23 protein-coding genes are annotated in these 25,615 nt (G+C 37.0%); 17 read left to right on the top strand and 6 right to left on the bottom strand.

What is annotated here, in order from left to right:
* Positions 1 to 7: 7 nt before the first annotated feature.
* From purD to RST01_RS04705, 3 genes are all read left to right on the top strand, one after another.
* Positions 8 to 1,261 carry a phosphoribosylamine--glycine ligase gene (gene purD, locus RST01_RS04715; RefSeq protein ID WP_147194474.1) on the top strand — a complete coding sequence of 418 codons (1,254 nt, stop codon included), beginning with the start codon at positions 8 to 10 and terminating at the stop codon, positions 1,259 to 1,261.
* Positions 1,262 to 1,465: 204 nt separating this feature from the next.
* On the top strand, positions 1,466 to 2,086 hold the full coding sequence (locus RST01_RS04710) for a DUF47 domain-containing protein (protein WP_066784901.1): 621 nt from the start codon (positions 1,466 to 1,468) through the stop codon (positions 2,084 to 2,086).
* Between the two features lie 14 nt (positions 2,087 to 2,100).
* A complete protein-coding gene (locus RST01_RS04705) occupies positions 2,101 to 3,099 on the top strand; it encodes an inorganic phosphate transporter (RefSeq protein WP_147194472.1) in 999 nt (332 codons plus the stop codon).
* A 457-nt stretch (positions 3,100 to 3,556) separates the two neighbouring features.
* Here RST01_RS04705 and RST01_RS04700 read toward each other — a convergent pair whose 3' ends face one another.
* Positions 3,557 to 5,710, bottom strand: coding sequence for a YhgE/Pip domain-containing protein (locus tag RST01_RS04700; RefSeq protein ID WP_147194469.1), 2,154 nt, complete (start codon positions 5,708 to 5,710; stop codon positions 3,557 to 3,559).
* An 86-nt stretch (positions 5,711 to 5,796) separates the two neighbouring features.
* Positions 5,797 to 5,949, bottom strand: coding sequence for a hypothetical protein (locus RST01_RS15925; protein WP_173668467.1), 153 nt, complete (start codon positions 5,947 to 5,949; stop codon positions 5,797 to 5,799).
* A gap of 148 nt (positions 5,950 to 6,097) precedes the next feature.
* Between RST01_RS15925 and RST01_RS04695 the strand changes: the two genes are divergently transcribed.
* The 3 genes from RST01_RS04695 to RST01_RS04685 are packed head-to-tail and all read left to right on the top strand — an operon-like array spanning position 6,098 to position 8,627.
* Positions 6,098 to 7,489, top strand: coding sequence for an aldehyde dehydrogenase (locus RST01_RS04695; RefSeq protein ID WP_147194465.1), 1,392 nt, complete (start codon positions 6,098 to 6,100; stop codon positions 7,487 to 7,489).
* A 47-nt stretch (positions 7,490 to 7,536) separates the two neighbouring features.
* A complete protein-coding gene (locus tag RST01_RS04690; protein WP_147194462.1) occupies positions 7,537 to 8,136 on the top strand; it encodes an NDxxF motif lipoprotein in 600 nt (199 codons plus the stop codon).
* 32 nt (positions 8,137 to 8,168) lie between these two features.
* The gene (locus RST01_RS04685) at positions 8,169 to 8,627 is read left to right on the top strand and encodes an NUDIX hydrolase (RefSeq protein WP_147194459.1); all 459 of its coding nucleotides are present in this window, start codon (positions 8,169 to 8,171) and stop codon (positions 8,625 to 8,627) included.
* 269 nt (positions 8,628 to 8,896) lie between these two features.
* On the opposite strand, the gene RST01_RS04680 is transcribed toward RST01_RS04685, so the two are convergent.
* A complete protein-coding gene (locus RST01_RS04680) occupies positions 8,897 to 10,477 on the bottom strand; it encodes a two-component system sensor histidine kinase NtrB (protein ID WP_147194457.1) in 1,581 nt (526 codons plus the stop codon).
* Between the two features lie 111 nt (positions 10,478 to 10,588).
* Here RST01_RS04680 and RST01_RS04675 point away from each other — a divergent pair, with 111 nt between their 5' ends.
* The 5 genes from RST01_RS04675 (at position 10,589) to RST01_RS04655 (ending at position 17,531) form a co-directional block, all read left to right on the top strand.
* Positions 10,589 to 11,644 carry a M42 family metallopeptidase gene (locus RST01_RS04675; RefSeq protein ID WP_147194454.1) on the top strand — a complete coding sequence of 352 codons (1,056 nt, stop codon included), beginning with the start codon at positions 10,589 to 10,591 and terminating at the stop codon, positions 11,642 to 11,644.
* A gap of 16 nt (positions 11,645 to 11,660) precedes the next feature.
* On the top strand, positions 11,661 to 13,142 hold the full coding sequence (locus tag RST01_RS04670) for a UDP-N-acetylmuramoyl-L-alanyl-D-glutamate--2,6-diaminopimelate ligase (RefSeq protein ID WP_147194451.1): 1,482 nt from the start codon (positions 11,661 to 11,663) through the stop codon (positions 13,140 to 13,142).
* Positions 13,143 to 13,410: 268 nt separating this feature from the next.
* Entirely contained in the window at positions 13,411 to 14,985 is a 1,575-nt protein-coding gene (locus tag RST01_RS04665) for a peptide chain release factor 3 (RefSeq protein WP_147194448.1), read from the top strand.
* A gap of 258 nt (positions 14,986 to 15,243) precedes the next feature.
* Positions 15,244 to 16,017, top strand: a complete 774-nt coding sequence (locus tag RST01_RS04660) for a TerC family protein (protein WP_147194445.1) — start codon at positions 15,244 to 15,246, stop codon at positions 16,015 to 16,017.
* Positions 16,018 to 16,181: 164 nt separating this feature from the next.
* Complete coding sequence (locus RST01_RS04655; protein ID WP_147194443.1) at positions 16,182 to 17,531, top strand: TrkH family potassium uptake protein; 1,350 nt, start codon at positions 16,182 to 16,184, stop codon at positions 17,529 to 17,531.
* A gap of 74 nt (positions 17,532 to 17,605) precedes the next feature.
* Here RST01_RS04655 and RST01_RS04650 read toward each other — a convergent pair whose 3' ends face one another.
* A complete protein-coding gene (locus RST01_RS04650) occupies positions 17,606 to 19,366 on the bottom strand; it encodes a B12-binding domain-containing radical SAM protein (protein ID WP_147194440.1) in 1,761 nt (586 codons plus the stop codon).
* A gap of 298 nt (positions 19,367 to 19,664) precedes the next feature.
* On the opposite strand from RST01_RS04650, the gene RST01_RS04645 reads away from it, so the two are divergent.
* A complete protein-coding gene (locus RST01_RS04645; RefSeq protein ID WP_147194437.1) occupies positions 19,665 to 21,140 on the top strand; it encodes a PAS domain-containing sensor histidine kinase in 1,476 nt (491 codons plus the stop codon).
* 78 nt (positions 21,141 to 21,218) lie between these two features.
* A complete protein-coding gene (locus RST01_RS04640) occupies positions 21,219 to 21,668 on the top strand; it encodes a MarR family winged helix-turn-helix transcriptional regulator (RefSeq protein ID WP_147194433.1) in 450 nt (149 codons plus the stop codon).
* Positions 21,669 to 21,896: 228 nt separating this feature from the next.
* On the opposite strand, the gene RST01_RS04635 is transcribed toward RST01_RS04640, so the two are convergent.
* Complete coding sequence (locus RST01_RS04635; protein ID WP_066784945.1) at positions 21,897 to 22,088, bottom strand: YkvS family protein; 192 nt, start codon at positions 22,086 to 22,088, stop codon at positions 21,897 to 21,899.
* Positions 22,089 to 22,204: 116 nt separating this feature from the next.
* Here RST01_RS04635 and ykzS point away from each other — a divergent pair, with 116 nt between their 5' ends.
* The 4 genes from ykzS (at position 22,205) to RST01_RS04615 (ending at position 24,881) form a co-directional block, all read left to right on the top strand.
* Positions 22,205 to 22,393 carry a protein YkzS gene (gene ykzS, locus RST01_RS04630; protein ID WP_147194430.1) on the top strand — a complete coding sequence of 63 codons (189 nt, stop codon included), beginning with the start codon at positions 22,205 to 22,207 and terminating at the stop codon, positions 22,391 to 22,393.
* A 75-nt stretch (positions 22,394 to 22,468) separates the two neighbouring features.
* Positions 22,469 to 22,660 (top strand): aspartyl-phosphate phosphatase Spo0E family protein, encoded by a 192-nt coding sequence (locus RST01_RS04625; protein ID WP_147194427.1) that lies wholly within the window; start codon positions 22,469 to 22,471, stop codon positions 22,658 to 22,660.
* A gap of 311 nt (positions 22,661 to 22,971) precedes the next feature.
* Positions 22,972 to 23,841, top strand: coding sequence for an NAD(P)-dependent oxidoreductase (locus RST01_RS04620; protein WP_147194424.1), 870 nt, complete (start codon positions 22,972 to 22,974; stop codon positions 23,839 to 23,841).
* 134 nt (positions 23,842 to 23,975) lie between these two features.
* Positions 23,976 to 24,881, top strand: coding sequence for a chemotaxis protein (locus RST01_RS04615; protein ID WP_147194421.1), 906 nt, complete (start codon positions 23,976 to 23,978; stop codon positions 24,879 to 24,881).
* A 26-nt stretch (positions 24,882 to 24,907) separates the two neighbouring features.
* Here the strand turns inward: RST01_RS04615 and RST01_RS04610 are convergent, their stop codons facing one another.
* On the bottom strand, positions 24,908 to 25,381 hold the full coding sequence (locus tag RST01_RS04610; RefSeq protein ID WP_147194418.1) for a YkyB family protein: 474 nt from the start codon (positions 25,379 to 25,381) through the stop codon (positions 24,908 to 24,910).
* Between the last annotated feature and the right edge of the window lie 234 nt (positions 25,382 to 25,615).

Raw genomic sequence — 25,615 nt, 5'->3', positions numbered from 1 at the left:
TGATTGGATGAAGGTACTTGTAGTGGGACGTGGTGGCAGAGAACACGCTATTGCAAGAAAACTTGCGGAGAGCGAGCATGTTGATAGAGTTTTTGTAGCACCAGGAAACCCAGGAATGGCCGATGTTGCTGAACTATGTAACGTCCATGAAAATGACCATATCGGACTTATCGCATTTGCAAAAGAAAATCAAATTACCTTCACTATTGTAGGTCCTGAAATACCTTTAATGGAGGGTCTAGTAGACGATTTTGAGGCGGCTGGACTGCGTGCGTTTGGACCTTCAAAGCTAGCGGCAGAGATTGAAGGAAGCAAATCATATGCAAAGGATCTAATGAAAAAATACAGCATCCCCACAGCACATTATAAAACTTTTACTGACTTCGCTCTTGCTAAATCTTACATTATGGAAAAAGGGGCACCAATTGTATTGAAAGCAGATGGCCTAGCTGCTGGTAAAGGTGTAGTAGTGGCTATGACAGAAGAAGAGGCTCTGCAGGCATTGTCAGAATTAACATGCGAAAAATTGGTGATCGAAGAATTTTTAGAAGGAGAGGAGTTTTCCTTCATGGCTTTTGTAAATGGAGAAAAAGTGTACCCATTGGCTATTGCACAGGACCACAAACGAGCTTTTGATGGAGATGCGGGCCCTAATACGGGAGGAATGGGGGCATACTCGCCTGTTCCACAAATTTCAAAAGAGATCGTGCAGGAAGCGCTTGATCATATTTTGATGCCGACCGCAAAAGCGATGGCTACAGAAGGACGCCCATTTACTGGTGTACTGTATGCCGGGCTAATTTTAACCGATGCTGGTCCTAAAGTGATTGAATTTAATGCTCGGTTTGGTGATCCGGAAACACAAGTGGTCTTGCCACGTCTGGGTTCTGATTTAGCAGAGGCCATCGAAGCTGTTTTAGATGGACGAGACATGGAGCTAGAATGGAAAGAAGAGGCAGTGCTAGGCGTAGTTCTTGCAGCTGAAGGCTATCCAAGAGATTATACAAAAGGAATTTCACTTGATGGAATGGAAACAATATCTTCTGATGTACATATCTATCATGCTGGAACAGCTCAATCTAAAGACGGTAAATGGATTTCAGATGGCGGAAGAATTCTAGTTGTTGCAGCTGAAGGAACTGATTTGGAGGATGCACATAAAACAGTGTATGAAGAAATTAAAAAAATTAAGAACGATGGCTTGCATTGGCGAAATGATATCGGCAACCGAGCATTGAAACTGAACCAGCCCGCACTCTAAGCGGCTGGTTTTTTTGTTGTTGAAGTTTATATTCAGGTTTATAAGAGAATAAAATCGAAATTATTGAAAAAGTTAGTAAGTAATGTTACAGGATTGTAAATGTTCTATTAAGTAGTGTAAATTTACAAGCAATTTATTTTAATTACTGATATGCTATTTTTGCAAACAGCACATAGTATATACTAACTTTTTCAGGGGGATTTTATGTTTAGTCGAAAGAAAGTAGATCCATTTTTTGATGCCTTAGTTAAAATATCAGTGAATGTACAAGAAGCCTTGCATTTTGCCAATGATTTTCGAATTAAAAATTTTGAGGATCTACAGGAAATTAGCACAAAAATGAAAAAGTATGAAACTGACGGTGACACGTTGATTCATGAGTTAATTGTGATGTTGAATAAATCGTTTATGACTCCAATTGAACGTGAAGATATTTTGGCACTAGCCAACAGCATGGATGATGTACTGGACGGCATGGAAGAATGTATTGCACATTTTGATATGTTTGCGTTAACAGATATTGATGAATCTATGAATACATTTATCGAATATATTGTGAAGAGTACAGATGAAATTGTGAAAGCAATGGAGAAATTGCAAAATAAAAATCTAACAAGCATGCGTGAAAATGCAATTTTAATAAAAGATTACGAAAGTAAATGTGATGAAGTACTGCGTGTATCCATTAAACAGTTATTCTTACATGAAAAAGACCCAATCCGCATTATTCAATTTAAAGATATTTACGAGCAACTAGAAGATATTGCGGATGAATGTCAAAAAGTAGCAAATACAATGGAAACCATCATTATGCGTAATGCATAGAAAGTGAGTGCAGCATGGATTCAATCATACTATTAACAGTTCTCGTTGTTATTTTCGCTTTAGCATTTGATTTTATCAATGGGTTCCACGATACAGCTAATGCGATTGCCACTTCAGTATCCACAAGAGCATTATCGCCAAAAGTAGCTGTTATGATGGCTGCTGTAATGAACTTTATCGGAGCTATCACTTTTACAGGAGTTGCGAAAGCCATTACCAAGGATATTGTCGATCCTTTCGCCTTAGAGAATGGGTCAGTGGTAATTCTTGCAGCATTAATAGCAGCGATTATATGGAATTTAGTGACATGGTATTTCGGTATTCCATCTAGTTCCTCGCATGCCATCATTGGATCGATTGCAGGTGCAGCTATTGCAGCTGCAGGCTTTAGCATCTTGAATTACGGTGGTTTCCTTAAAATTTTGGAAGCATTGCTTCTTTCGCCGTTCATTGCGATTGCCATGGGATTCATTGTGATGTCTCTTTTCAAAGTCATCTTTAAAAAGGCACATCTTTATAAGACCAATAAAGGGATCCGCTACTTGCAAATTTGTACAGCAGCGATTCAATCATTTACACACGGCACTAATGATGCCCAAAAAGCTATGGGTATTATGACAATGGCGTTAATTGCTGCAGGCTGGCAAACAGGCGATGAAATTCAAACATGGGTGCGGATTGCAGCAGCTACTGCGATGGGGTTAGGTACGTCAATCGGAGGCTATAAAATTATCAAAACTGTAGGCGGCAAAATTATGAAGCTTCGGCCAATTAATGGAGCGGCTGCAGACTTAGCATCCGCGTCCATTATCTTCGGTGCGACGCTGATCCATTTGCCTGTAAGTACAACTCATGTTATTTCTTCATCTATTATGGGTGTAGGCGCGGCACAACGAGTAAAAGCCGTTAAATGGGGAGTAGCCCGCAAAATTGTTATGACATGGATTATTACGATGCCAACGTCGGCTGCCTTAGCTGCCATTTGTTATTTTATACTAAACTTAATATTTTAATAGAATTAGGCTGTCAATCTCTTTTGGAGTTGGCAGTTTTTATTGTGTATGGATTGTTTGTATGTAGAATAACTTTGGAGGTTTTCTCTGAAGAAAAAGATGGTATGGAATTTCAAATCAAAATAAAAAAGCAGGCGCTCATCTGCCTGCTAATAGAAAAGAACTCCCAGCAATCCGTGCTGTTATGGAGTTCCTTTTTGTGATGATTTACGAATAAATCTCACGTAGGTTTGGCACCTAATTGTATATTATAGTACGGTTTTTAAAAAAGACAAGCTATTTTTACTGAAATGAATCATTTGTAGGATAAAGTGCAAACAAAAGCCTTGCACAGGAATTGTGCAAGGCTCTTATTTGAGATTATTGAGTCTTACTTGTGTAAGAATCTCCATCTATCATAATTTTCAAAACATCAAATGTCAATACGTTGTATCGTTTTGATGTGAAATACGTAGATTTAGTGGAATAAACCAGATTTTCTGGATTTCTCGGTCATTTTTAAAGTCATGGTTTGCATTTGCTTTTTAAAAATACTTCCAAATAACAGGATAAATAGCAAGACGCCACCTAGGAAGGTTAAGTCTAAAATGACCTTCTGCCAAATGATCCCGCCAATAGATTCTCTAGCCAAGGAAATCGCGTAGGTAAAGGGAAGGTAAGGATTAATGATCTGGAAAAACTTGGGTAGCAAAACGACAGGATATGTTCCTCCTGAACCTGCCAGCTGCAATACAAGCAGGACAATGGATAAGGCTTTTCCGATATTTCCGAAGACTGAAACGAGCGTGTAAACAATGGTCATGAATACAATGCTGATAAATAAGCTAAAGAGTAAAAAAGGAAGCGGTGCTTGTACGGAGACTTTTAAGAGGAAAAGGTCGCCTAATACAATAATTAGCGCTTGCAAAAGGCCAATCGTCCAAAATGTCAGCAGCTTACCAAAGTATACTTCTCGAACAGTATATTGCTTATCCTCTACGTCTGTCGCCAATAATGAAACAAGCAGTAGTCCGCCAACCCAAATGGCCAAGACAGAATAAAACGGAGCCATGCCAGTGCCATAATTAGGGATAGGGAATACGCGATGTTCTTTCATCTTAATAGGTTCTTCAAAAAAGGTCTTTTCAGCGGTCGGATTATTGATGAGCAATTGGATGACACTGTTAAGATTTGTTTCTTTCTCGAAACTGCGTATTTGATTGGCGAGCTTTTGTACACGACTATGAATAAGCGGATAATCAGCAATTGCTTTTTGCAATCCTTGGTTGGTGCTAGCTAATGCACTATCAGATACGTTTAATAAGCGTGTTATTTCAGGGAAAGTGGACTGGATATCTGTCAATATACCCTTCGCTCCTGTTAGCATCTCTTTTATATGGTTGATATGTGAATCGATTGTAGGTTGAATAACATTGTCGAATTCATTCGTAAAATTCGTTAGGCCAGTGAGGGCAGTATCTGAAAACTCCCGTAGCTTTCCAACCCTTTGAGAAAGCCCTTGTACTTGGTCTGTGTTTGATTGTATATTTTGCTGCAGGGTTTCCATGGCTTGTTGAGCATTGGCTGTTTGCTGTAAAGCTTTGTCTAACGCTTGACGGTCCTCCGTTGTTTGTTGATTATTGCTGTTTTGTTGCAGTGTTGTCAGGGCAGTGTGAATAGCGGTCAATCTTTCAAGTGCAGTACTCGCTTGCTGGTTCAGTTTATTATGCATATCAGTCAAAGTGGCAGGCGTGAAGTTATCGTTGTTTAAGGCTGTAATGAGATCTTGGGCAGATGTAGCAATATGCTGGATTTTTTCAACATCATTTCTTACTTGGGGTTTGAGCGAATTTATTTTTGTTTCTGCATTATTGATGAAAGTTAATGTCTGATTGATCGTGGAAAGACCATCTTGTGTTAAAGCCTTTGCTTCTGGCAAATCCTTTTTAGCTTTTTGAAGAATTTGACCAGCGCTATTGAGGTCCTTTTGCGCTCGTTGAAGCTTGTTGAAAATAGACGGTAAATCTCTTTCTAGAGTGAAAACCAAATTTTTAAAGTTTTCGATATCAGGCAATTCTTCCTGCATCGTTACGCCAAGCCTGTTCATAATATCAAAGATAATACCATTCACTGTTCCGATAAATTTGCTGCTCATTGATTCGACTAAAACACTAGCACCTTTGCTGGTGATTTTCGGAGCAATAGAATTAATCTTTTCGTTTACAAAGTAATCCATCTTGGCGCGTTGGGGCTGCCCGCTTGTGACAGTCGCTAGTTCCTTAGAAAACCCTTTAGGAATGATGATGACAGAGAAATAGTCTCCATTATTCAAACGATCCAACGCCTTAGTCCTTGTTGTAAACTTCCAATCCATATCATGATTGCCTTTTAGTTGCTCTACTAATTCCTTCCCTGCATTAAACGAGCGGTTCCCAGCTGTTGCTCCTTGATCTTCATTAACAATGGCAACGGGGATCTGATTGGTTTTTCCGTAAGGATCCCAAGAAGCAGCGATATTAAGCCAAGCATAAAGAGAGGGTAGAATAATTAGCCCCAATATGATAATGGCTGAACTACTGTTTATGACAATATTTTTTATATCTCTTTTATAAATTTGGATACTTTTGTTCATTCCTGTCTCCACCTTTTTTTGAAAGTGAAAAAAGCATGTATACGGATAGTTGCGTATACATGCTTGAAGTAAGATGAAGGTATATGTTAGATCGTTAACTCATCTTGTCGTTCAAAACGTTCTGTATTTTGCAAATACAAAAATCCTTCATCTTCTAGCTCCTGTTGACGTTCCAGTGATAGTCCAATTGATAAATCCCCTGAAAATAAAGATTCCCACCAAGTGTCTGTTTTTATCATATTAATGACTCCCTTCGCGACTAGTATTCATTTTTCACAAATGGTACAATTTGAAAAAAGACAGTGCGTACTGGCAAAATCAACATTCTATTTAGCTGAAATTAGTATGGATAAGTTGGTTTTTTTTATACTTTGTAGGAGGGATTTTATGGCGAATTTTACTGTACAAGATATTGAAAACATGATCGCTTTGCAACGAGAATATTATATGTCGGGTGCAACAAAAACACTGGAATTCCGTAGGGAACAGTTAAAGAAATTAAAGGGATCCATTCAACGAAACGAAAAAGAAATAATGAGCGCTTTAAATCAAGATTTACATAAGAGTGAGTTTGAGGCTTACTCGACAGAAGTCGGTATTGTATTAGAAAGCATCAGTTTTATGCTGAAGTATTTAGAAGAATGGATGCATCCTATAGCTGTTCCTACTCCAATCTATTTCCAACCTGCCAAAAGTATGGTGGTTCGAGAGCCATATGGTGTTTCATTAATCATTGGCCCATTTAATTATCCATTCCAGCTTGTTATGGAGCCGTTGATTGGCGCCATTATTGGTGGAAATACAGCAATTGTGAAGCCATCAGAGTCTGCTCCACACACAGCAGCTGTCATACAAAAAATAGTTGAAGAAACATTTGAAGAACGTTATGTACGTATGGTAGAGGGCGAAGTGGAGGAAACATCCATACTTATCCATGCACCTTTTGATTTTGTGTTTTTCACAGGTAGTGTAGGAGTAGGGAAAATCGTAGCCAAAGCATGTGCCGAACGATTAACACCACACGTGCTTGAGCTAGGTGGTAAAAGCCCGGTCATTGTAGATCAAACAGCTAATATTGAAGTAGCGGTGAAACGTATTGTGTGGGGAAAATTTTTAAATGCAGGCCAAACATGTGTGGCACCGGATTATGTGCTTGTCCACGAATCAGTGAAAGTAACATTCATCCGCCATTTGAAAAAAACGCTGCAAAAGTTTTATGGCTCCAATCCACAAGAGAGTCCGGACTTTGGACGTATTATCAATACTAAGCAGTTCGATCGGCTGAATCAACTGCTCACAAAGGAAAAGGAACATCTCTTGTTTGGCGGGAATGTAGACAGAGAAGATTTGTATATTGAACCTACTGTTTTACAAGATATTAGATGGGATAATCCTGTGATGGAAGATGAGATTTTTGGTCCGATCCTTCCTTTATTAGTGTATGATGATTTGCCTGAGGCTATATATCGGATCAAGCAGAAGCCAAAACCGCTTGCGGCTTATTTCTTTTCTGAGACCGAAAAAGCCATTCAATACTTTTTAGATGAATTGCCGTTTGGCGGAGGGTGCATTAATGATACGATGGCACATGTCGGGAATACCCACCTGCCATTTGGGGGAGTTGGTCCGTCAGGTATCGGCAATTATCACGGTAAGGCTAGTTTTGAATGCTTTACACATCCAAAATCTATTCTTAAACGATCTAGTAAACTAGCGAATAATTTATTGTATCCACCTTATAAGCAAAAGGCAAAGTTAATTCGCACAGTTTTGCGATAAAGGATAAATGAGAAATCTCTATGCTTAAGGGGGAGAAGAATAAATATATGAGGAAAATTGTTTATGGCTTCTTAATTGTATGTGCACTGAGTGGTTGTTCTCAGAAAGAATATATCGATGATGCGGAAGACGATACACCACTTATTGCAGATGTGAAAATTCCGCGTACTGTTTTCAATTCAACCAAAAAAAATCAAACTCTTAACAAAGAGGAAATGAAACGTAGCATACAAACCTACCTAGATAGTGATGAAAAATTAGAACGTGCTAGTGAACCATTTGAGGACAATATTTATGACGGTGAGAAATTATCTAAAAGTGAATCAAAAAAGCTGAACAGGATTAACAAGCTTATAAAAGAAAATGATGAATCCTTCTCACAATATATCTCGAATAATACCTTACCGGAAGGGTATCAAGAAGAATCTGAAAGAATCAGTCGGTATATAACGGCTTCAAACGAATATATTCATGAATTAAACACAATAATTGATAAGGTTAGTGATGGGGATTTTTCTAAATTAAACATTGGTTCACTCATTGAGAAAAATGGGGTAGTCAATGGCAAAGAACAGAAAAAAATAGAAGCATTCCTTGATAAGGAAAATATTCAAACAATAGCATTTGGACGTGAAGGTACTAAATAGAGAGATTAGTTTTTAGGCTATCGGAGGTTGGTATGGGATATATTAAGGAATTAAGAAATATAGTGGGCAGTCGACCTTTAATCATGGTAGGTGCATGTGTAATTCTTATTAATAACAAAAATGAGCTATTGTTGCAACTTCGCAAGGATAATCATTGTTGGGGGTTATCCGGTGGTTCTATGGAGATAGGGGAAACATTAGAACAAGTTGCCAAAAGAGAGTTATTTGAAGAAACAGGATTAACTGCAAACAATTTAATGCTATTAGAGGTTTTTTCTGGCCAAGATCTTTACTATCAATATCCTCATGGTGATGAGGTATATAATGTAGTAGCAGCTTATATATGTAAAGATTATAAAGGAATCATAAAGGCAGAAGAAAACGAGGTTGCGGACTTAAAATTCTTTCATATAAATAGTATCCCTTCTAACATAAGCCCACCAGATTTGCCGATAATCCGTGAATATATTCGGAGCCAAATGCAAGAATAGGCTCAACCCTTTTAGATCAAGTAATTATTATAAAAAGAGGCAATAGCTATTCTGTTTTTGGATAGAAATTGCCTCTTTTCATATGTTTAAATTAGCTATGTTGTTGAGCAGAATGGTACAGCCTGTCTTGAACAGTGGCAACGTCTTCCATAAAAAAAGCGAGTATGAGAACGATTTCACATTCCATACTCGCAGTTGTCTAAAAGGGAGACTTTTCAGTCCTCGTATCAAAATTTTATCTAAATACAAAATAGCTTTATTGTAACTTCTTACGATTCAGACAGCATTTCTAGGAAAATGGATATTTCAGTTCCTTCTCCAACCCTGCTGTTGATTTCTATCCAACCTTTATGCTCTTGAATGATTTTTTCAGAGATCATCATACCAAGCCCTGTCCCAGCATCTTTTGTTGTATAAAATGGCTCGAAAATATGTTGAATGACTTCCTCAGACATTCCCTGCCCGTTATCTGCCACTCGAATCGCACAATAACCTTCTTCTGCTTCTTTAATCGAAATCGTAATGGTGCCATCAGTTTCAATCGCTTCGATTGCGTTTTTTATCAAATTAATTAAGACCTGTTTGATTTGATTAGAGTCACCTCTTAATACAATATTGTTATCCGGAATATCCTCTAGTAGACAAATATTTTTCATTTGTAACTCTGGTTTGAACAATAATAAGATATCAGATACCACATGTTTAACATCAAAATCTCTCACTTGTTTTGAATGAGGTTTCGACAGAACTAAGAACTCGCTAATGATTAAATTTATACGGTCAATCTCTGCGTTAATTAGATTTGTATAGTAGGTGTAAGGCGAATTTTGCTCATTATTCATCATTTGAACAAAACCAGAAATCACCGTTAAAGGATTACGAATTTCATGAGCGACCCCAGCAGCAATTTCACCTGCAACTTTTAACTTTTCTGACTGGATTCGCATTTGTTCGGCTTCTTTTTTATAGGATATATCTCTAGTAATGACAGATGTGGCAATAACCTTGCCTTCATCGTCAAGTATTGGTGAAAGTGTTACTTGAGCATCAAAGTAAGTACCGTCTTTTTTCATATCCTTTGTCTCGAATAAATGGAAGCTTTCTCCATTTAACAAATGGCGTAAACGCTCATTTGCATACGCTAAATTTTCTGGTGGAACAAGCGGAATCTCGTTTCCAATACATTCTTCTTTACGCCATCCATACAATTTTTCAAAAGCAGGGTTTACTGCTACTACACGTCCTTCCAAATCAAAAACGGCAATACTATCTTTCGCATTTTCAAAAAATAGGTGCAGGTAGCCTTCTTTTGACAATAATTCTTGCTGTTTCTCTTCAGCTACTTGTTCAACCTTTTTCCATCTATAATTCAAATAGTTGCTTTGAATAATTCCAATTACCGCTAAGAATATAAAAATTAAAAAGAATATCGTCATATCTGTTGAATTATAGAATTTAGAAAAGGGCTCATAATGAAATTTTAATAGAAAATAAAATTCAATCAATGAGATAGACATCATAGCAAAATTCAGCCAAAAAGAATGATAGATAGCTAAGATAAAAAGTAATAATATAAAGAGGACCAAATGATGTGTATAATTAAAGTATAGATTAATCAGTACAACAAATGAATTGAGTCCCATTGCCAACAGAATACAAATCAGTCGTTCATCAATCTTAAAATAGGTTAATATACCAATACAGATACAAAATAGAATAGACGAAAGCGTTAAGAGTTGGCCATCATCTATTAATCCAAGTAAATTAATCAATGTATGAAAAATGGTCGCCGCTACTAAAATTAACAGTACGAAGCGATTCTTTTTTCTTAATATGGTAGAGTGCTTCATTAAGACACCTCGGAAGTACTAAATATTTTCATACTTCCATCATACATGATTTTACGTTGTCGTAAAATGTCCTATTTTGATATGATGAGAGAACAAGTAGGGGGAATTGCATTGAAAAATAGATTTAACGAAGAAGAAACAGTTGAATTGCTAGAAAGATTAGTGAATATTGCAAGTCCATCAGGCTATACAACAAAAATTATGAATTTTATTAGTGAATATTTGGAAGATAATAATGTTCCATTCATCAAAACAAATAAGGGTGCTGTCATTGCTACACTTGAAGGCAAGAATACGCAACGCCATCGCTTGCTGACAGCTCATGTTGATACATTGGGCGCTATGGTAAAAGAAATCAAATCAAACGGTCGCCTGGCACTGACGATGGTGGGCGGTTTCAGATGGAATGCTGTAGAGGGTGAGTCCTGTACCATCCATACGGCTTCCGGCAAAAAAATCCGAGGTACCATTCTCATGCACGAAACATCTGTTCACGTATACAAGAAAGCAGGCGAGCTACCCCGCAATGAGGAACATATCGAAGTTCGAGTTGATGAAAAGGTGTTTAATGAAAAGGACAGCCGATCAATCGGTATAGAAGTAGGCGACTTTGTTTCTTTTGATGCCCGTTATGAAGCAACTGAAACAGGTTTCATTAAATCTAGACATCTGGATGATAAAGCAAGTGCAGCTATACTGCTTCAATTCGTGAAAACAATCGTGGCTGAAAAGATCGAATTGCCGTATACAACGCATTTTTATATTTCAAACAACGAGGAAATTGGATATGGCGGCAATGCAAGCATACCTTCTGAGGTTGTCGAATATATAGCTGTAGATATGGGAGCGATTGGTGACGGACAATCATCTGATGAATATACTGTTTCCGTTTGTGCGAAGGATTCAAGCGGTCCTTATCACTATGAGCTGACACAGCATTTAGTCAAGCTCGCAAAAGAAAGCAACATAGATTACAAACTAGATATTTATCCTTACTATGGTTCAGATGCTTCTGCCGCCATTCGCGCTGGTTTTGATATACGGCATGCATTATTTGGTGCAGGGATTGAGTCATCTCACGCGTATGAACGGACACATATTGATTCAATTAAGAATACAGCTCAACTTGTATCTGCGTATGTGGCGTCAACCATGTGTGACGAGTAATAGGAGGAAATAAAGAATGCAAGCAACACAGTTATTACAATGTTTACCGAGTAAAAAAGTCATTGGAACATTGCCAGATCAAATAAAAAACATTGCGATTGATTCTCGTGGTGTAGAACCCAAAAGTATATTTATATGCATTAAAGGTTATACAGTCGATGGGCACGACTTTGCCCAGAATGCGGTTGACCAAGGTGCTACTATTATCGTTACTGAAAAGCAACTTGATTTGTCAGGAGATGTAACGCAAGTCATCGTTAGCGATACAAATCGAGCGCTTGGCCTTTTGTCAGCACGGTTTTTTGACTATCCATCAACAGACTTGATAATGTTCGGAGTGACGGGAACAAACGGCAAAACAAGTGTCGCTACAATGATCGAAAATATTTTATTGGGGCTTGGCGTTCGTTCTGCATTAAAAGGAACTATTGGCTTTAATTTGAACGGAATTTTATACGAATCAGGCAACACAACAAGTGATGCATTATCTACACAACAAATGATATTCCGCGCCAAAGCGGAGAGCTGTGAAACAATGGTAATGGAAGTTTCCTCTCACGGTCTTGTTTTAGGCCGTGTTGCGGGCGTAGACTTTGATGTTGCTATTTTTACAAACCTAACACATGACCATCTTGACTTCCATGGATCGATGGAGGAATACGGAAATGCAAAAGGTTTGTTATTCTCTCAGCTTGGCCAAGATCTTGAGAAAGATAAACATGCTGTATTAAATGCAGATGATAAGTGGTCTGAAAAATATGCGGGTCTTACCCCATATCCAATATGGACTTATGGTCTGCACAATGAAGACGCATTGTTTAGAGCCATTAACTGTGAGTATCATGACCATCACACCTATTTTGACATGGTAACGCCAGAAGGAACATTTAGTGTTGAATTGCAATTGCTTGGCGAATTTAATATTTATAATGCTTTAGCTGCTACAGCCGCATTATATTGCAAAGGATATAAAGTACAAGAAATTATTGAACAGCTAGAACAATTAAAACCTGTAAAAGGCCGTATGGAACAAGTATCGCCAAAGAATTTCCCTATACAAATCTTCGTTGATTATGCTCATACACCTGATGCAATTGAAAAAGCTATTACAGCTGCAATGCCATATAAGAAAAATAAGCTCATTTTTCTAATAGGCACAGGCGGCAACCGTGACCAATTAAAACGTCCGGATATGGCTAAAAAAGCCTCTGCAGCTGATTATGTTATATTAACGACAGATGATCCGCGCTATGAAGAATATGGCAGCATTCTAAGTGGTTTAGAAAAAGGGATGCAGCATGATCAATATCGTTGTATCGGTGATCGTGCAGAAGCTGTACGCCATGCAATCGAAGTGGCTGAACCCGGCGATGTTATTTTGTTTGCAGGGAAAGGTCATGAGGATTATCAAATCATTGGCAATGAAAAATACCCGCACAGCGATGCAGAGATTGCACTAGCAGCTGCAAGGGAAAAATTCAACTTACCTAATCGATAATTAAAATTACATCATTTAAGAAAAGTGAGGGTATGAATACCCTCACTTTTTTTGATATAATTGCAAGGTTAAGTTTTAATTAAAAAACGGCGAAGTTATAATTCTACAAGAAAATGGGATAACTGATTGTGAAGGTATTCCAAATCTTTCATTAAAATTAAAATATAAAAATTCACTTAGTGAAAAATATTAAAGGATGAATCCGATGTAGACTAACTATAGATCCCAGATAAAAATCACTATTTAAAGAAATAAAGGAGATTACAATATGAGTGCTAAGCTTGAACAAGATATATTAGCCCGTCGTACGTTCGCCATTATCTCTCACCCGGATGCTGGTAAAACAACGATGACCGAAAAATTATTATACTTTGGTGGTGCTATTCGTGATGCGGGTACTGTCAAAGCGAAGAAATCTGGCAAATTTGCGACATCTGACTGGATGGAGATTGAAAAACAACGGGGGATTTCTGTTACTTCCTCTGTTATGCAATTTGACTATAATGATTGCCGTGTAAACATTTTGGATACACCTGGACACCAAGACTTCTCAGAAGATACGTACCGTACGTTAATGGCTGTTGACAGTGCTGTCATGATTATTGATGCAGCGAAAGGGATTGAAGCCCAAACGTTGAAGTTATTTAAGGTTTGCCGTATGCGAGGTATTCCGATCTTTACATTCATCAATAAATTAGACCGTCAAGGTAAAGAGCCTTTAGAATTAATGGAAGAACTAGAAGAAGTATTGGGCATTGAATCGTATGCGATGAACTGGCCAATCGGTATGGGGAAAGAATTCCTTGGCATTTATGACCGTTACAATAGCCGAATTGAACAATTCCGTACAGAAGAAGATGAACGCTTTTTACCGTTAGATGAAAACGGCGAGCTTGCTGTTGACCATGAGATGAAAAAAACATCCTACTATACGCAAGCAATGGATGATATTATGCTGTTGAATGAAGCGGGAAATAGCTTTTCAAAAGAGCGTATCAAAAGAGGGGAATTAACACCTGTATTCTTTGGTTCTGCTTTAACAAATTTTGGTGTTCAAACATTTTTAGAAACATATTTAGAATTCGCACCTACGCCTCAGCCTCGTTTAACAGAAGAGGAAACAATTGTAGAGCCGTTGGATCAAGAATTCTCAGGTTTTATCTTTAAAATTCAAGCAAATATGAACCCAGCGCATAGGGACCGTATTGCGTTTGTCCGGATTGTATCAGGTATGTTTGAACGCGGTATGAACATCACTTTATCTCGTACGAAAAAATCCTTTAAAGTGACACAATCTACTCAATTTTTGGCTGATGACCGCGAGACTGTTGATGTAGCGGTAGCAGGCGATATTATTGGTCTCTATGATACCGGAACATATCAAATCGGTGATACGATTGTCGGCGGAAAGAAAACATTCCAATTCGAAAAGCTTCCGCAGTTTACACCTGAACTGTTTGTTCGTGTAACAGCTAAAAACGTTATGAAGTCTAAGCATTTCCATAAAGGTATTGAGCAGTTGGTGCAAGAAGGGGCCATCCAATACTATAAAACTCTACACACAGAAGATGTGATCTTGGGTGCTGTTGGGCAGCTTCAATTTGAAGTTTTCGAAAACCGTATGAAAAATGAATACAATGTAGATGTTCATATGGAGCCAATTGGCAGTAAAATTGCCCGTTGGATTGAAAACGAAGAAGATGTCAAAGAATCAATGTCCGGCCCGCGCAGCATGCTAGTGCATGACCGTTTTAACAACTACGTATTCTTATTCGAAAATGAATTTGCTATGCGTTGGTTTAATGATAAAAATCCGGATATTCGCTTATATAGCTTATTGTAATTCAAATGTTTTCATCTACAAAAATGCATTTACATTTTGAATACTTTTTGCTATACTGAGTTAACAAACTGTATAACTTCTTTTGACACATGTCAAAGGGGAGTAGCTATAGGGAAACCTACCTCATAATCGTCATTACATGGCAGCAACGCCATCGGTTATGAGAAGCATCCAAAAATGACGAATGCTAAGCGAGACCTTTGCCTTTTATAGGCAGAGGTCTTTTTATTTTCAAATTTAAGGGAGGAAATAACTTTTATGGAAACAATTTTACTAGAGTACGGATGGGTACTATTAATATTAATAGTATTAGAAGGTCTGCTTGCGGCAGATAATGCGGTGGTCATGGCTGTAATGGTGAAACATCTACCGCCACTTCAACAAAAAAAGGCGCTCTTTTATGGTTTGATTGGTGCGTTTGTATTGCGCTTTGCAGCACTTTTTTTAATCACTTTTTTAGTAAAGTGGTGGTGGATACAAGCAATAGGTGCAATCTATCTTCTATTTGTTTCAGGAAAGCATCTGTATGATATGAAAAAGCATCAAACAGGTTCTTCAGATTCTGTTAAACAAAAGAAAGCTTCAGGATTTTGGGCAACAGTAGTGAAAGTAGAAATGGCAGATTTAGCGTTTGCGATAGATTCAATGTTGGCAGCTGTTGCACTTGCTGTTACCTTGCCTCACATGGGAGATTTTTCTATCGGAGGCATTAATGCAGGACAATTTGCGGTCATGTTCTTAGGTGGGATTATCGGTTTGATTATTATGAGATTCGCTGCACAATGGTTTGTTTCGTTATTACAGAAATATCCTTCATTTGAAACAGCAGCATTTATGATTGTAGGCTGGGTTGGTGTAAAACTAGGCGTGATGACTCTTGCACATCCACAGGTTGGTATTTTAGACGAGGATTTCCCACATTCAATTGCTTGGAAAGTGATATTTTGGGTTGTTCTTCTTCTTATCCTTGCGGGTGGTTATATATTGAGTGTAAGTCATAAAACAAAATCCTTAAATGAACCAGAAAAATAAAGATAGGAAATCCTATTCCCTGTAGTAGGGAATGGGATTTTTTTTTGCTTAAAAAGGGAAAGATAGCAAAGAGTAAATCTTTTCCCTAATACCCTTCCTTTTTCGTTCATTATTCAATACAATAGTGTGTATGTATCTTGGTTAACAATGAAAGGACCGAAATAATGGCTTCAGCAAAAGGTTTTAAAAAGCGGTTAACGCCGTTCCAAGCAATCGTGACTTACTATTTTATAGCGATCGCTATTTCATTCATCTTATTAATTTTACCTGGTGTGCATAAGGAAAATGTCCATGTATCTTTGCTTGACAGTTTATTTACTGCTGTGAGTGCTGTTAGCGTTACTGGGCTGACTGTAAATAATATTTCTGAAACATACTCTGTTTTTGGGGTTATTATGTTGTCGGTTATTATGCAGCTCGGCGCAATTGGTATTATGTCATTAGGTACCTTTACTTGGCTTATTTTTGGAAAGAAGATTGGGCTGCGTGAAAGGCAATTAATCATGGTGGATCATAATCAATATAATTTATCAGGTGTTGTCCATTTGATTAAAGAAATCATCAAGCTTCTTCTAATGATTGAATTAATAGGGACTGCGATTTTAACACTATATTTCACTCAGTATTTTGATACATTTTTAGAAGCGCTCTATAATGGGTTCTTTGCAGCTATATCAGCGACTACAAATGGAGGATTTGATATTACAGGTAATTCTATGTATCTATTCCGACATGATTATTTTGTTCAAGTTATTAATATGATTATGATCGCGCTTGGTGCTATTGGTTTTCCGGTGTTAATTGAAGTGAAGGCCTTTTTGTCAAATAAGACGCCAAACTTTAAGTTTTCACTTTTCACAAAAATCACCACGTCTACCTACGCTATTTTATTCATAGTGGGGACAGCAGTTATCCTGTTACTTGAGGCATTCAATGCATTTAAAGGGATGAGCTGGCATCAAGCATTCTTTACAGCTATGTTTCATTCAGTCTCTGCACGTTCAGCAGGATTAACGACTATTGATGTAACGCAGTTCCATCAAGCGACAGATATCTTTTTAAGCCTATTAATGTTTATTGGTGCGTCTCCAAGTTCTGTTGGTGGAGGTATTCGTACAACCACTTTAGCGATTGCTATTTTATTTTTAATCAACTTTGCACGAAATAAGCAGGATATTCAAATTTTTCATCGTGAAATCCATGTCCTGGATGTTTTTCGATCCTATGTGGTGATTATTTTGTCTACATGCTTAGTAGTATTAGCAACAATGATCTTATCATTAACTGAATCGCATGCATCGTTGATTGAAATTCTCTTTGAAATCACATCAGCGTTCGGTACATGTGGTATGTCATTAGGGTTAACTGAGCACCTTTCTAGCATTGGGAAAGTTGTTATGATTTTCTTAATGTTTATAGGCAGGGTAGGAATGATTTCATTCCTTTACTCTCTTGGCGGAAAAGCGAAACAGACGAAATATCATTATCCGAAGGAACGGGTTATTATTGGATAGTTTGTAAATGGATAAATTAAGCTTGAGTATTTTAAAAAGGGCTCCTTAGAGGAGCCCTTTTTTTGCATACATGATTAACTGTAAGCCATTTGTTCTTCACGGATAAAAGCAAAGTACGGAGCTCCATCTTTGCGGAAATAGGTCATTAGATAACCATTGCACTCTTTGACCTCATTATTATTATTCAGTAAATCTAAATCGATATAGAAAGGCAGAAGCAGTGTATGCTTATACAGTTCTTTTTCTCCTACATTGAATTGGGCAAATGCACTGCCGGCCATTTCAGGGTGTAAGCGTATTTCTTTCAGTATATCTTTTGATTTAATTTCAGGTAGCTGATTTTTCCACCAAGGTTTACGAGGCTGGAAACGCTGTGCTTTTAAATAGTCTAGCTGCAGCAAACTTACAATGATATTCATATTTACGTTTCCGCGCTGTTCTAGAAATGCTATCAAGCGTAAGAATAAATCTTCAAGCTGGTGGCCTATACGTGACCAGCCTTGATTGTCCCAATAGGTTCCGAATTCTTGGAAGAAATCAAATGGTGTTTCAAAGACGCTACTGACCAAATAATCTATCGTATAATCAATTCTGTGATCATTCCAATATTTCTCTAATATATCCTCGGTTTGTTTAATCCGAAGCATATCATCAAAGCTTAGCACATTATTTGCGACAATTTCATATGGAGCTACATCCACATAATCGTAGCCGTATTGTTTCGCTTGCAGGCGCAGTCCAGTGCCACGCAGTAACTTTAAGAAACCTAGCTGTAATTCTTCTGGGCGTAGAGCAAATACGTCATTAAATGTTTGGCGGAAGCTGTGATAATCTTCTTCTGGAAGTCCTGCTATTAAATCTAAATGTTGATCAATTTTGCCTCCTTCTTTTACCATTGTCACTGTACGAGTTAATTTGGAGAAGTTTTGTCTTCGCTTCACTAGGTCATTGGTTAAGTCATTTGTCGATTGTACGCCAATTTCAAAGCGGAACAAACCCTTGGGTGCATTGTCATTCAAAAATTGAATAACTTCTGGACGCATGATATCTGCTGTAATTTCAAATTGGAATACGACACCTTCTTGATGTTCATCTATTAAAAACTGGAACATTTCCATTGCATAGCTTCTGCTAATGTTGAAAGTACGATCGACAAACTTTATCGTCCGGACGCCGTTATTCATCAAATATCGTATATCTTCTTTTATTTTTTCGCGGTTAAAGTAGCGAACACCAACTTCTATAGAAGAAAGGCAAAATTGGCAGTTAAAAGGACAGCCACGACTTGTCTCAATATAGGCTATTCGCTTTGATAGATGGGGAAGATCTTCTTCAAAACGATAAGGGCTAGGCATGTCACGCAAATCAACTTTTTGTGCCGCTTGATGTATTTCAACCTTATCCTCTTTTAAATAAGCGATGCCTGGCACTTCAGAAAGAGGAATTTGTCCATGGTAATAATGAAGTAGTTGTTTAAAAGAATGCTCACCTTCGCCCATAATAATGCAGTCAACATCTTCTTTTAAACGCTTGAGCCAAACATGGACATCATAACTTACTTCTGGGCCTCCTAGGACAATTTTCGTATGAGGGCTGACTTTCTTCACCATTTGTATTACTTTGATTGTTTCTTCAATATTCCAGATATAACAACTGAATCCGAGGATATCTGGAGATTTTCGATAGAGATCAGATACGATATTAAAAGTAGGGTCTTTAATCGTATACTCTGCAAGAACTGGGTTGAAGTCAGGCTGGGCATAAGCTTTTAAATATCTGATAGCAAGATTAGTGTGGATATATTTGGCATTTAGTGTTGCAAGAACAATATTCATAGGGAATCTCCTTTTAGCTAATTTGTCGAGTGGAAATATCTTGTATATTTAACAGAGTTGTTTTAAGATAAAGATACTAGCGTAATTATACAAAAAAATTTAAAGTAAAAAGTCCTATTTATAGAATTTGATTTATATGAAATAATCTGAATATTAATAATTTAATTTCGGACGGAGGTAATTTAGGACATTAAAACTCCTATTTAGTAGAGTTTCATCTTATTTAGTGCTAATTTGATGTCATAATTTATTGGCGAAATTCATAGAATGATAAAAAGAAGGGATTGGTGATTAGTTAATGCCGCAACGATTTTTCAGTAATTTTGATTTTACATTTCAAGAATGTGAAGAACCAATTATAATTGTTGACCACAGATTCCATATTTTATTTGCTAATGAATTGGCCAAAGAACACTTACAAGTAGAAGAAGATATTGATATAAAAAATTGGCTAAGCGAAGATTCCTACGATGTATGGAAGAAGATTGTTGAAAATACTAAAACTCGTTCGTATACAACTGAGAAGATGTCTATTAACACCTTAAACTCTAAAATAGAGGATATGAAAGTAACGAGCTGCTATTCAGATGTATACGATTGGATTTTACTATGCTTCCACTACTCGGAGGTTACTAGTAAAGTTGATAAGCATCTCGCCGTTGAGAAAAAGTTCCGACGTGTTTTTGACCAATCTGAGAGTGGTCTTCTCTTAACTGATGCTGATAAGCGAATTGTTGAGATGAATGAAATGGCCGCCAAATTATTAAATGTTTCCCTGCATAGTATCATTGGACAAGATATCTCTATTTTATGGAAGTTATTCCCTAATGAAGGGTATAATATCCATAAATTCTTCTGTTCTTTAAAAGAAACGGGCAAGGGAGAATTAACCGTTCAAGTGCCAATGAAAGAGGGCACGCGCTATATACAGTTATTGAGCAATTATGACAGCCAGGATGATATTCATTTAACAATTATTCGCGATGAAACGGAAAGAATTATGATGATGAATCGGCTGGAACACCAGCAAACACTTCAAATGGTCGGTGAGATGGCAGCAAGTATTGCACATGAAATTAAAAACCCTATGACAACATTAAAGGGTTTTACAGATTTAATGAAAATGACAGCCACAGGTGAAAATAAGCGTTATTTATCTGTTTTGGACAGAGAAATCGAACGTATCGAAAATATTGTAAATGAATTCTTAGATTTATCCAAGCCAGGTGGCTATGAGATGAATATTTTCTCATTTAGCGAGTTAATGGAAGAGACGATTGAGCTGATGCAGCCCCAATCAATTATGCAGCATGTAGAGATAGAATATGAGAAAAACCTTTATCAAGAAGATTTAATTTTAGGGAATAGCCACAAACTGAAGCAGGTGCTAATCAATTTATTAAAGAATGCTTTTGAGGTTATGCCTTCAGGTGGCAAGATTGTCATTCGACAACAAATCAAGTATTACGATAAAGTGACCATCTCGATTGAAGATAGTGGTACAGGTATGTCTGAAAACGACTTGGAAAATATCTTTACTCCCTTCTACACTACTAAATCAGAAGGTACTGGATTAGGCCTTGCTTTTGTGGCGAAAACTGTTGAAGAACATAATGGTAAAATCACAGCCACAAGCAAAGTAGGAGAGGGCACTATATTCAGTATTGATTTTCCACTTGTAATCCAAAAACAAAGAGAGATGGTGGCAGAAAAAAGCTTGGAAATAGACTTCGCTGATCTTACAGAACAGAGCGATTGCTTTTATTCTGTATAACATCACCCTTTTGACAAAGTATTAACCACAGCGGTATAATATCTTAAAATCAAGATTTATTATAAGGGATGAACAAGAATGGCAACACAAGATGAAATAAAGCAGTCATTGAAACTCTTTATTGTACTTTCGAGGGCAACAAAAGCTATAAATGAGTGCACAAACCAATTCTTCCAGGAGAATGGATTAAATCCTACAGAATTCGCTGTGTTGGAGTTACTTTACCATAAAGGAAGACAGCCCCTCCAAAAAATAGGAAATAAGATTTTACTGGCTAGCGGGTCAATCACTTATGTTGTTGATAAATTAGAAAAAAGAGGTTACTTAACGCGCGTATCATGTCCATCTGATCGGCGCATAACATATGCTGAAATAACACCCCTAGGTACTGAGTTTATGGACGAGCTGTTTCCTAAGCATGAACAACAATTGCATGAAATTACAAGTGTATTGACTGGGGAAGAAAAAGACCTAGCGATTGATTTATTAAAAAAACTAGGGCTCTCAATTAAAGATTTGTCTTATTAAGATCAAAAGAGTGGTGTGATGTAAGACACATACATCGCTCTTTTTGTCATAATAATAGAGGGCATTACAGTATAAAGAGGATCCAGGGAAAATGCTAAACGTAAAAAGACAAACAGACAATAGAAGTATTTATAGGTTGTTTAATAAAAAATGCCGCTCTTATAGAGCAGCACAAAATGTTTGGTATTCGTAGAGACAACATGGTTGAAGAATATGTAATGCGTTATATTAATTGTTATTAGCAGCTGCTAATATTTTATAGCGTTTATGGTTAACAACAGTTTTTTCTTCAATCTCAAGTGAATTGAAATTCTCCATATACGTTAGATTCACGATTACAGAATTCTCATTCACTTTCTCGACAATTCCCTGTAGTCCATTTCCGAATTCAATGACATTCCCAATTTCAGCTATTTTCATAAGTACCAGCCCCTTTAACTTTAGTTACTTTACAGTTTGCCTTAAAATAGTTATTTCGTAAAGTGAAAACCATTTTATGTAGATTTTTGATATTATACGTAAAGGGAGTTGCGAATATGAACAATTACATACAAAAGTTAGACGATTTAAAAAATGGAAACATTCAAGAATTAAAAGTAGATAAACATGAATTTTATCAACTGAGAGAAGAATTAATTAAAAGAGAAGACTTTAAGCATTTTCAAGGGATCGCCAAACAAGGTGGAGATATAATCTATGTTTACTTGAAAGAACCGCGAAGTTAAAATAGAATTTCATAAGACAAGCTACATCTGCAATAGGATAAGAAAAACAATACTTTACTGAGAGGAGGATGGTGGATGTCTGAGTCCATTTTAAAAAAATTAGAAAATACACGTGAAAAAATGATTCAATCAGGTATCGAGAAGGGATTTTCTAATATTGAAACCATCCGCTTAAGTAAAAAGTTAGATCATTTACTAAACACTTATCAGCAAGAACAAGAGCATGAACAAGATTATCCTAAGGATGAAGATTTAGTGAAATTTTAAAGGATAACTCCTATTAGGAGTTATCTTTTTTTGTAGATTTATTTACTTCCAGCAGATGAAAGACACAATAAGCCTTGGTAATACTTTTGGCTATCTACTTACACTATATAAAAAAATTTACACAAGGTGGTTTAGAATTTGTTGTAGCGTGGAATAATAATAAAGAACACAGCAACAATCTCATTTCCCCCTTTCTTTAGCAGGTACTTTACGTATCTGCTCTTTTTTTGTACTAAGAAAGTTCTTGTATAATAAAGAGGAATGAAAATTCTGATATAATGAACACAACAATAAAAAAGGGGAGTCATAATATGAAAAAATGGACCATTGGCTTTATTGGAACTGGTGTAATGGGATCAAGTATCGCCATGCATTTATTAAAAGCAGGACATACAGTACATATTTATACGCGAACAAAAGCAAAAGCGGAAGCTTTAATCGAACTAGGGGCAAGCTGGTTTGAAAGTCCAGGCGAAGCAGCGGAAAATACAGAAATTGTTTTTACGATGGTAGGCTATCCGCAGGATGTGGAAGAAGTTTATTTTGGAGAAAAAGGTATTTTTAAAATGGGCAAAGAGGGAACGAGATTAGTTGATATGACTACATCTCAGCCAACCCTAGCTAAAAAAATTGCTAAACATGCTGAGACTATAGGGATGGAAGCATTGGATGCTCCTGTTTCAGGTGGAGACATTGGCGCGAAAAATGGGACACTTTCCATCATGGTAGGCGGCAAAAAGGATGTATTTGAAGAAGTACTACCTGTATTTGAATTATTTGGTGAACATATTATTTATCAAGGAGAGGCTGGAGCGGGACAGCATACAAAAATGTGCAACCAAGTTGCCATTGCGAGCAATATGATTGGTGTATGTGAAGCAATCGTTTATGGCAAAAAAGCAGGGCTCGACATTAATACAGTACTTCAATCCATATCAACCGGTGCAGCTGGATCTTGGTCTTTAAGCAATTTAGCTCCACGTATTGTTAAGGGAGACCTAGAACCAGGATTTTATATTAAACACTTCATCAAGGATATGGGCATTGCCTTAAAAGAAGCAGAAATGATGGGACTCCAATTGCCGGGTCTATCTCTTGCAAAAGGAATGTACGAGGAGTTATCGCAAAAGGGATATGATGATTTAGGTACTCAAGCATTAGTTGATTATTATAAAAGTTAGTTACTTTTGAGCTACGTGGTTTGATGTTAATGCAAAAATTGACTACTTATTGTCAATAATTCTTCTATATGCAAATGATGTAATATGATACAATTGGGGTAATTATGGGAGAATTGTAGGAGGTATTAGCTCAGATGAATGAAAATAAAGGTATTTTGCTTGAGAGCGGTACAAATGAGCTTGAAATAGTTGAGTTCCAAATGGGGACAAACAAATTCGGTATTAATGTTATTAAAGTAAAAGAGATAATTCAACCTATACCTGTTACTTTTATTCCGCATGCACACCCACATGTAGAAGGCATTATCCAATTGCGCGGTGAGGTTTTGCCGGTTGTTGATATGAAAAAGGTTTTGGGATTGTCCAATACGCCTTATAGCGAACAGCATAAGTATATTGTAGCTGAGTTTAATAGACAACGAGTTGTCTTTCATGTAGATAATGTAACGCAAATCCACCGTATCTCATGGGATCTTATAGAAAAGCCGTCAGATATGTATCAAGGGGGAAATTCACAAGTCATCGGTGTCATCAAGCAAAATGATGTAATGCTATTATTGCTTGATTTTGAAAAGATTATGGTAGATATCAATCCTGACTCCGGTATTAATGTGTCTTCCATTAAAAAGTTAGGACAACGAAGCCGCTCTGAAAAGAAAATCGTGATTGCAGAAGATTCACCACTTTTACGTAAACTCCTGCACGATACGATGGAAGAGGCTGGTTATGCGAATGTCGAATTTTTTGAGAATGGAAAAGATGCATTAGAATATTTGTTAAGCATTGCGGAAAAAACAGATGATATTAGCGAATATGTCCAATTGATGGTAACAGATATTGAAATGCCGCAAATGGATGGGCATCATTTAACAAAACAGGTGAAATCTCATCCTGTATTAAGCAAATTGCCTGTCATCATTTTTTCAAGCCTTATAACAGATGATTTGAGACATAAAGGAGAAAAAGTGGGAGCTGAAGACCAAATCAGCAAGCCAGAAATAGCTGATTTAATTTTAAAAATCGATCAATATGTATTATAAAAACCGGAGAGAATTCTCCGGTTTTTTTAATGGCCATAAAAATAGCTGTTCATTTGGTAAAGTCCTTTTTTTCTGTTCTCCTCGTAAATGCTTCGAGGAGTTCTTTTTTTTCGTTTAGGGATAGAAGATGGAGAAGCTTCCGGCTCAAGGAAGTTAGTCAATATTTGTTTTGCCTTGCTTAGACTCATACTACGTCTAGGGTTTCGATAATTCTCATCTAAGTGACCTAAATGAGGCAATTCCTTGAAGTCTTCTTTCTTCGGCAATGAGTGGAAATAGTAATCAGAACATTGAATGACCACAGCGGACTGCTGTTGGCTAAACCGTGGTCTTTTGACGAATTGAAGTCCTATTTTTTTTGCGCATCCCATCTTAATCATCTTATCGAGGGCTAATCGCTTTAATGTATAAAGAGTTTTATTATCAGGGGCAGTTTTTGCATGTTTATTAACTATATAAATCGCTGTAGCTATATCTCCATTGTGGGGGCGATTGCTCATCGTATTCCTACCTTTCTGCTAAAAAAATAATTTCAATATAAAGGAATAGTATGGAAACAAAAGAAAAAACACTTCTCATACAAGATAATAGAATGATTTGGCGCATATTACACGGGTGCAAGATAGCCCCGAGCGGAAATATAACTGCCTCCAAAACCTTAAAACAACATGATGAGGTCTTACTTTTTCTATTATAATACCAATCAATTATATCTGTATATACAGAAGAATATA

The organism is Rummeliibacillus stabekisii (assembly GCF_007988965.1).
Taxonomy (GTDB): domain Bacteria; phylum Bacillota; class Bacilli; order Bacillales_A; family Planococcaceae; genus Rummeliibacillus; species Rummeliibacillus stabekisii.
This window is presented reverse-complemented; position numbering and strand designations above follow the sequence as displayed.

Coding starts and splice junctions, on each gene's coding strand:
- purD (WP_147194474.1), top strand. CDS start 8: ATGAAGGTACTTGTAGTGGGACGTGGTGGCAGAGAACACGCTATTGCA.
- RST01_RS04710 (WP_066784901.1), top strand. CDS start 1,466: ATGTTTAGTCGAAAGAAAGTAGATCCATTTTTTGATGCCTTAGTTAAA.
- RST01_RS04705 (WP_147194472.1), top strand. CDS start 2,101: ATGGATTCAATCATACTATTAACAGTTCTCGTTGTTATTTTCGCTTTA.
- RST01_RS04700 (WP_147194469.1), bottom strand. CDS start 5,710: ATGAACAAAAGTATCCAAATTTATAAAAGAGATATAAAAAATATTGTC.
- RST01_RS15925 (WP_173668467.1), bottom strand. CDS start 5,949: ATGATAAAAACAGACACTTGGTGGGAATCTTTATTTTCAGGGGATTTA.
- RST01_RS04695 (WP_147194465.1), top strand. CDS start 6,098: ATGGCGAATTTTACTGTACAAGATATTGAAAACATGATCGCTTTGCAA.
- RST01_RS04690 (WP_147194462.1), top strand. CDS start 7,537: ATGAGGAAAATTGTTTATGGCTTCTTAATTGTATGTGCACTGAGTGGT.
- RST01_RS04685 (WP_147194459.1), top strand. CDS start 8,169: ATGGGATATATTAAGGAATTAAGAAATATAGTGGGCAGTCGACCTTTA.
- RST01_RS04680 (WP_147194457.1), bottom strand. CDS start 10,477: ATGAAGCACTCTACCATATTAAGAAAAAAGAATCGCTTCGTACTGTTA.
- RST01_RS04670 (WP_147194451.1), top strand. CDS start 11,661: ATGCAAGCAACACAGTTATTACAATGTTTACCGAGTAAAAAAGTCATT.
- RST01_RS04665 (WP_147194448.1), top strand. CDS start 13,411: ATGAGTGCTAAGCTTGAACAAGATATATTAGCCCGTCGTACGTTCGCC.
- RST01_RS04660 (WP_147194445.1), top strand. CDS start 15,244: ATGGAAACAATTTTACTAGAGTACGGATGGGTACTATTAATATTAATA.
- RST01_RS04655 (WP_147194443.1), top strand. CDS start 16,182: ATGGCTTCAGCAAAAGGTTTTAAAAAGCGGTTAACGCCGTTCCAAGCA.
- RST01_RS04650 (WP_147194440.1), bottom strand. CDS start 19,366: ATGAATATTGTTCTTGCAACACTAAATGCCAAATATATCCACACTAAT.
- RST01_RS04645 (WP_147194437.1), top strand. CDS start 19,665: ATGCCGCAACGATTTTTCAGTAATTTTGATTTTACATTTCAAGAATGT.
- RST01_RS04640 (WP_147194433.1), top strand. CDS start 21,219: ATGGCAACACAAGATGAAATAAAGCAGTCATTGAAACTCTTTATTGTA.
- RST01_RS04635 (WP_066784945.1), bottom strand. CDS start 22,088: ATGAAAATAGCTGAAATTGGGAATGTCATTGAATTCGGAAATGGACTA.
- ykzS (WP_147194430.1), top strand. CDS start 22,205: ATGAACAATTACATACAAAAGTTAGACGATTTAAAAAATGGAAACATT.
- RST01_RS04625 (WP_147194427.1), top strand. CDS start 22,469: ATGTCTGAGTCCATTTTAAAAAAATTAGAAAATACACGTGAAAAAATG.
- RST01_RS04620 (WP_147194424.1), top strand. CDS start 22,972: ATGAAAAAATGGACCATTGGCTTTATTGGAACTGGTGTAATGGGATCA.
- RST01_RS04615 (WP_147194421.1), top strand. CDS start 23,976: ATGAATGAAAATAAAGGTATTTTGCTTGAGAGCGGTACAAATGAGCTT.
- RST01_RS04610 (WP_147194418.1), bottom strand. CDS start 25,381: ATGAGCAATCGCCCCCACAATGGAGATATAGCTACAGCGATTTATATA.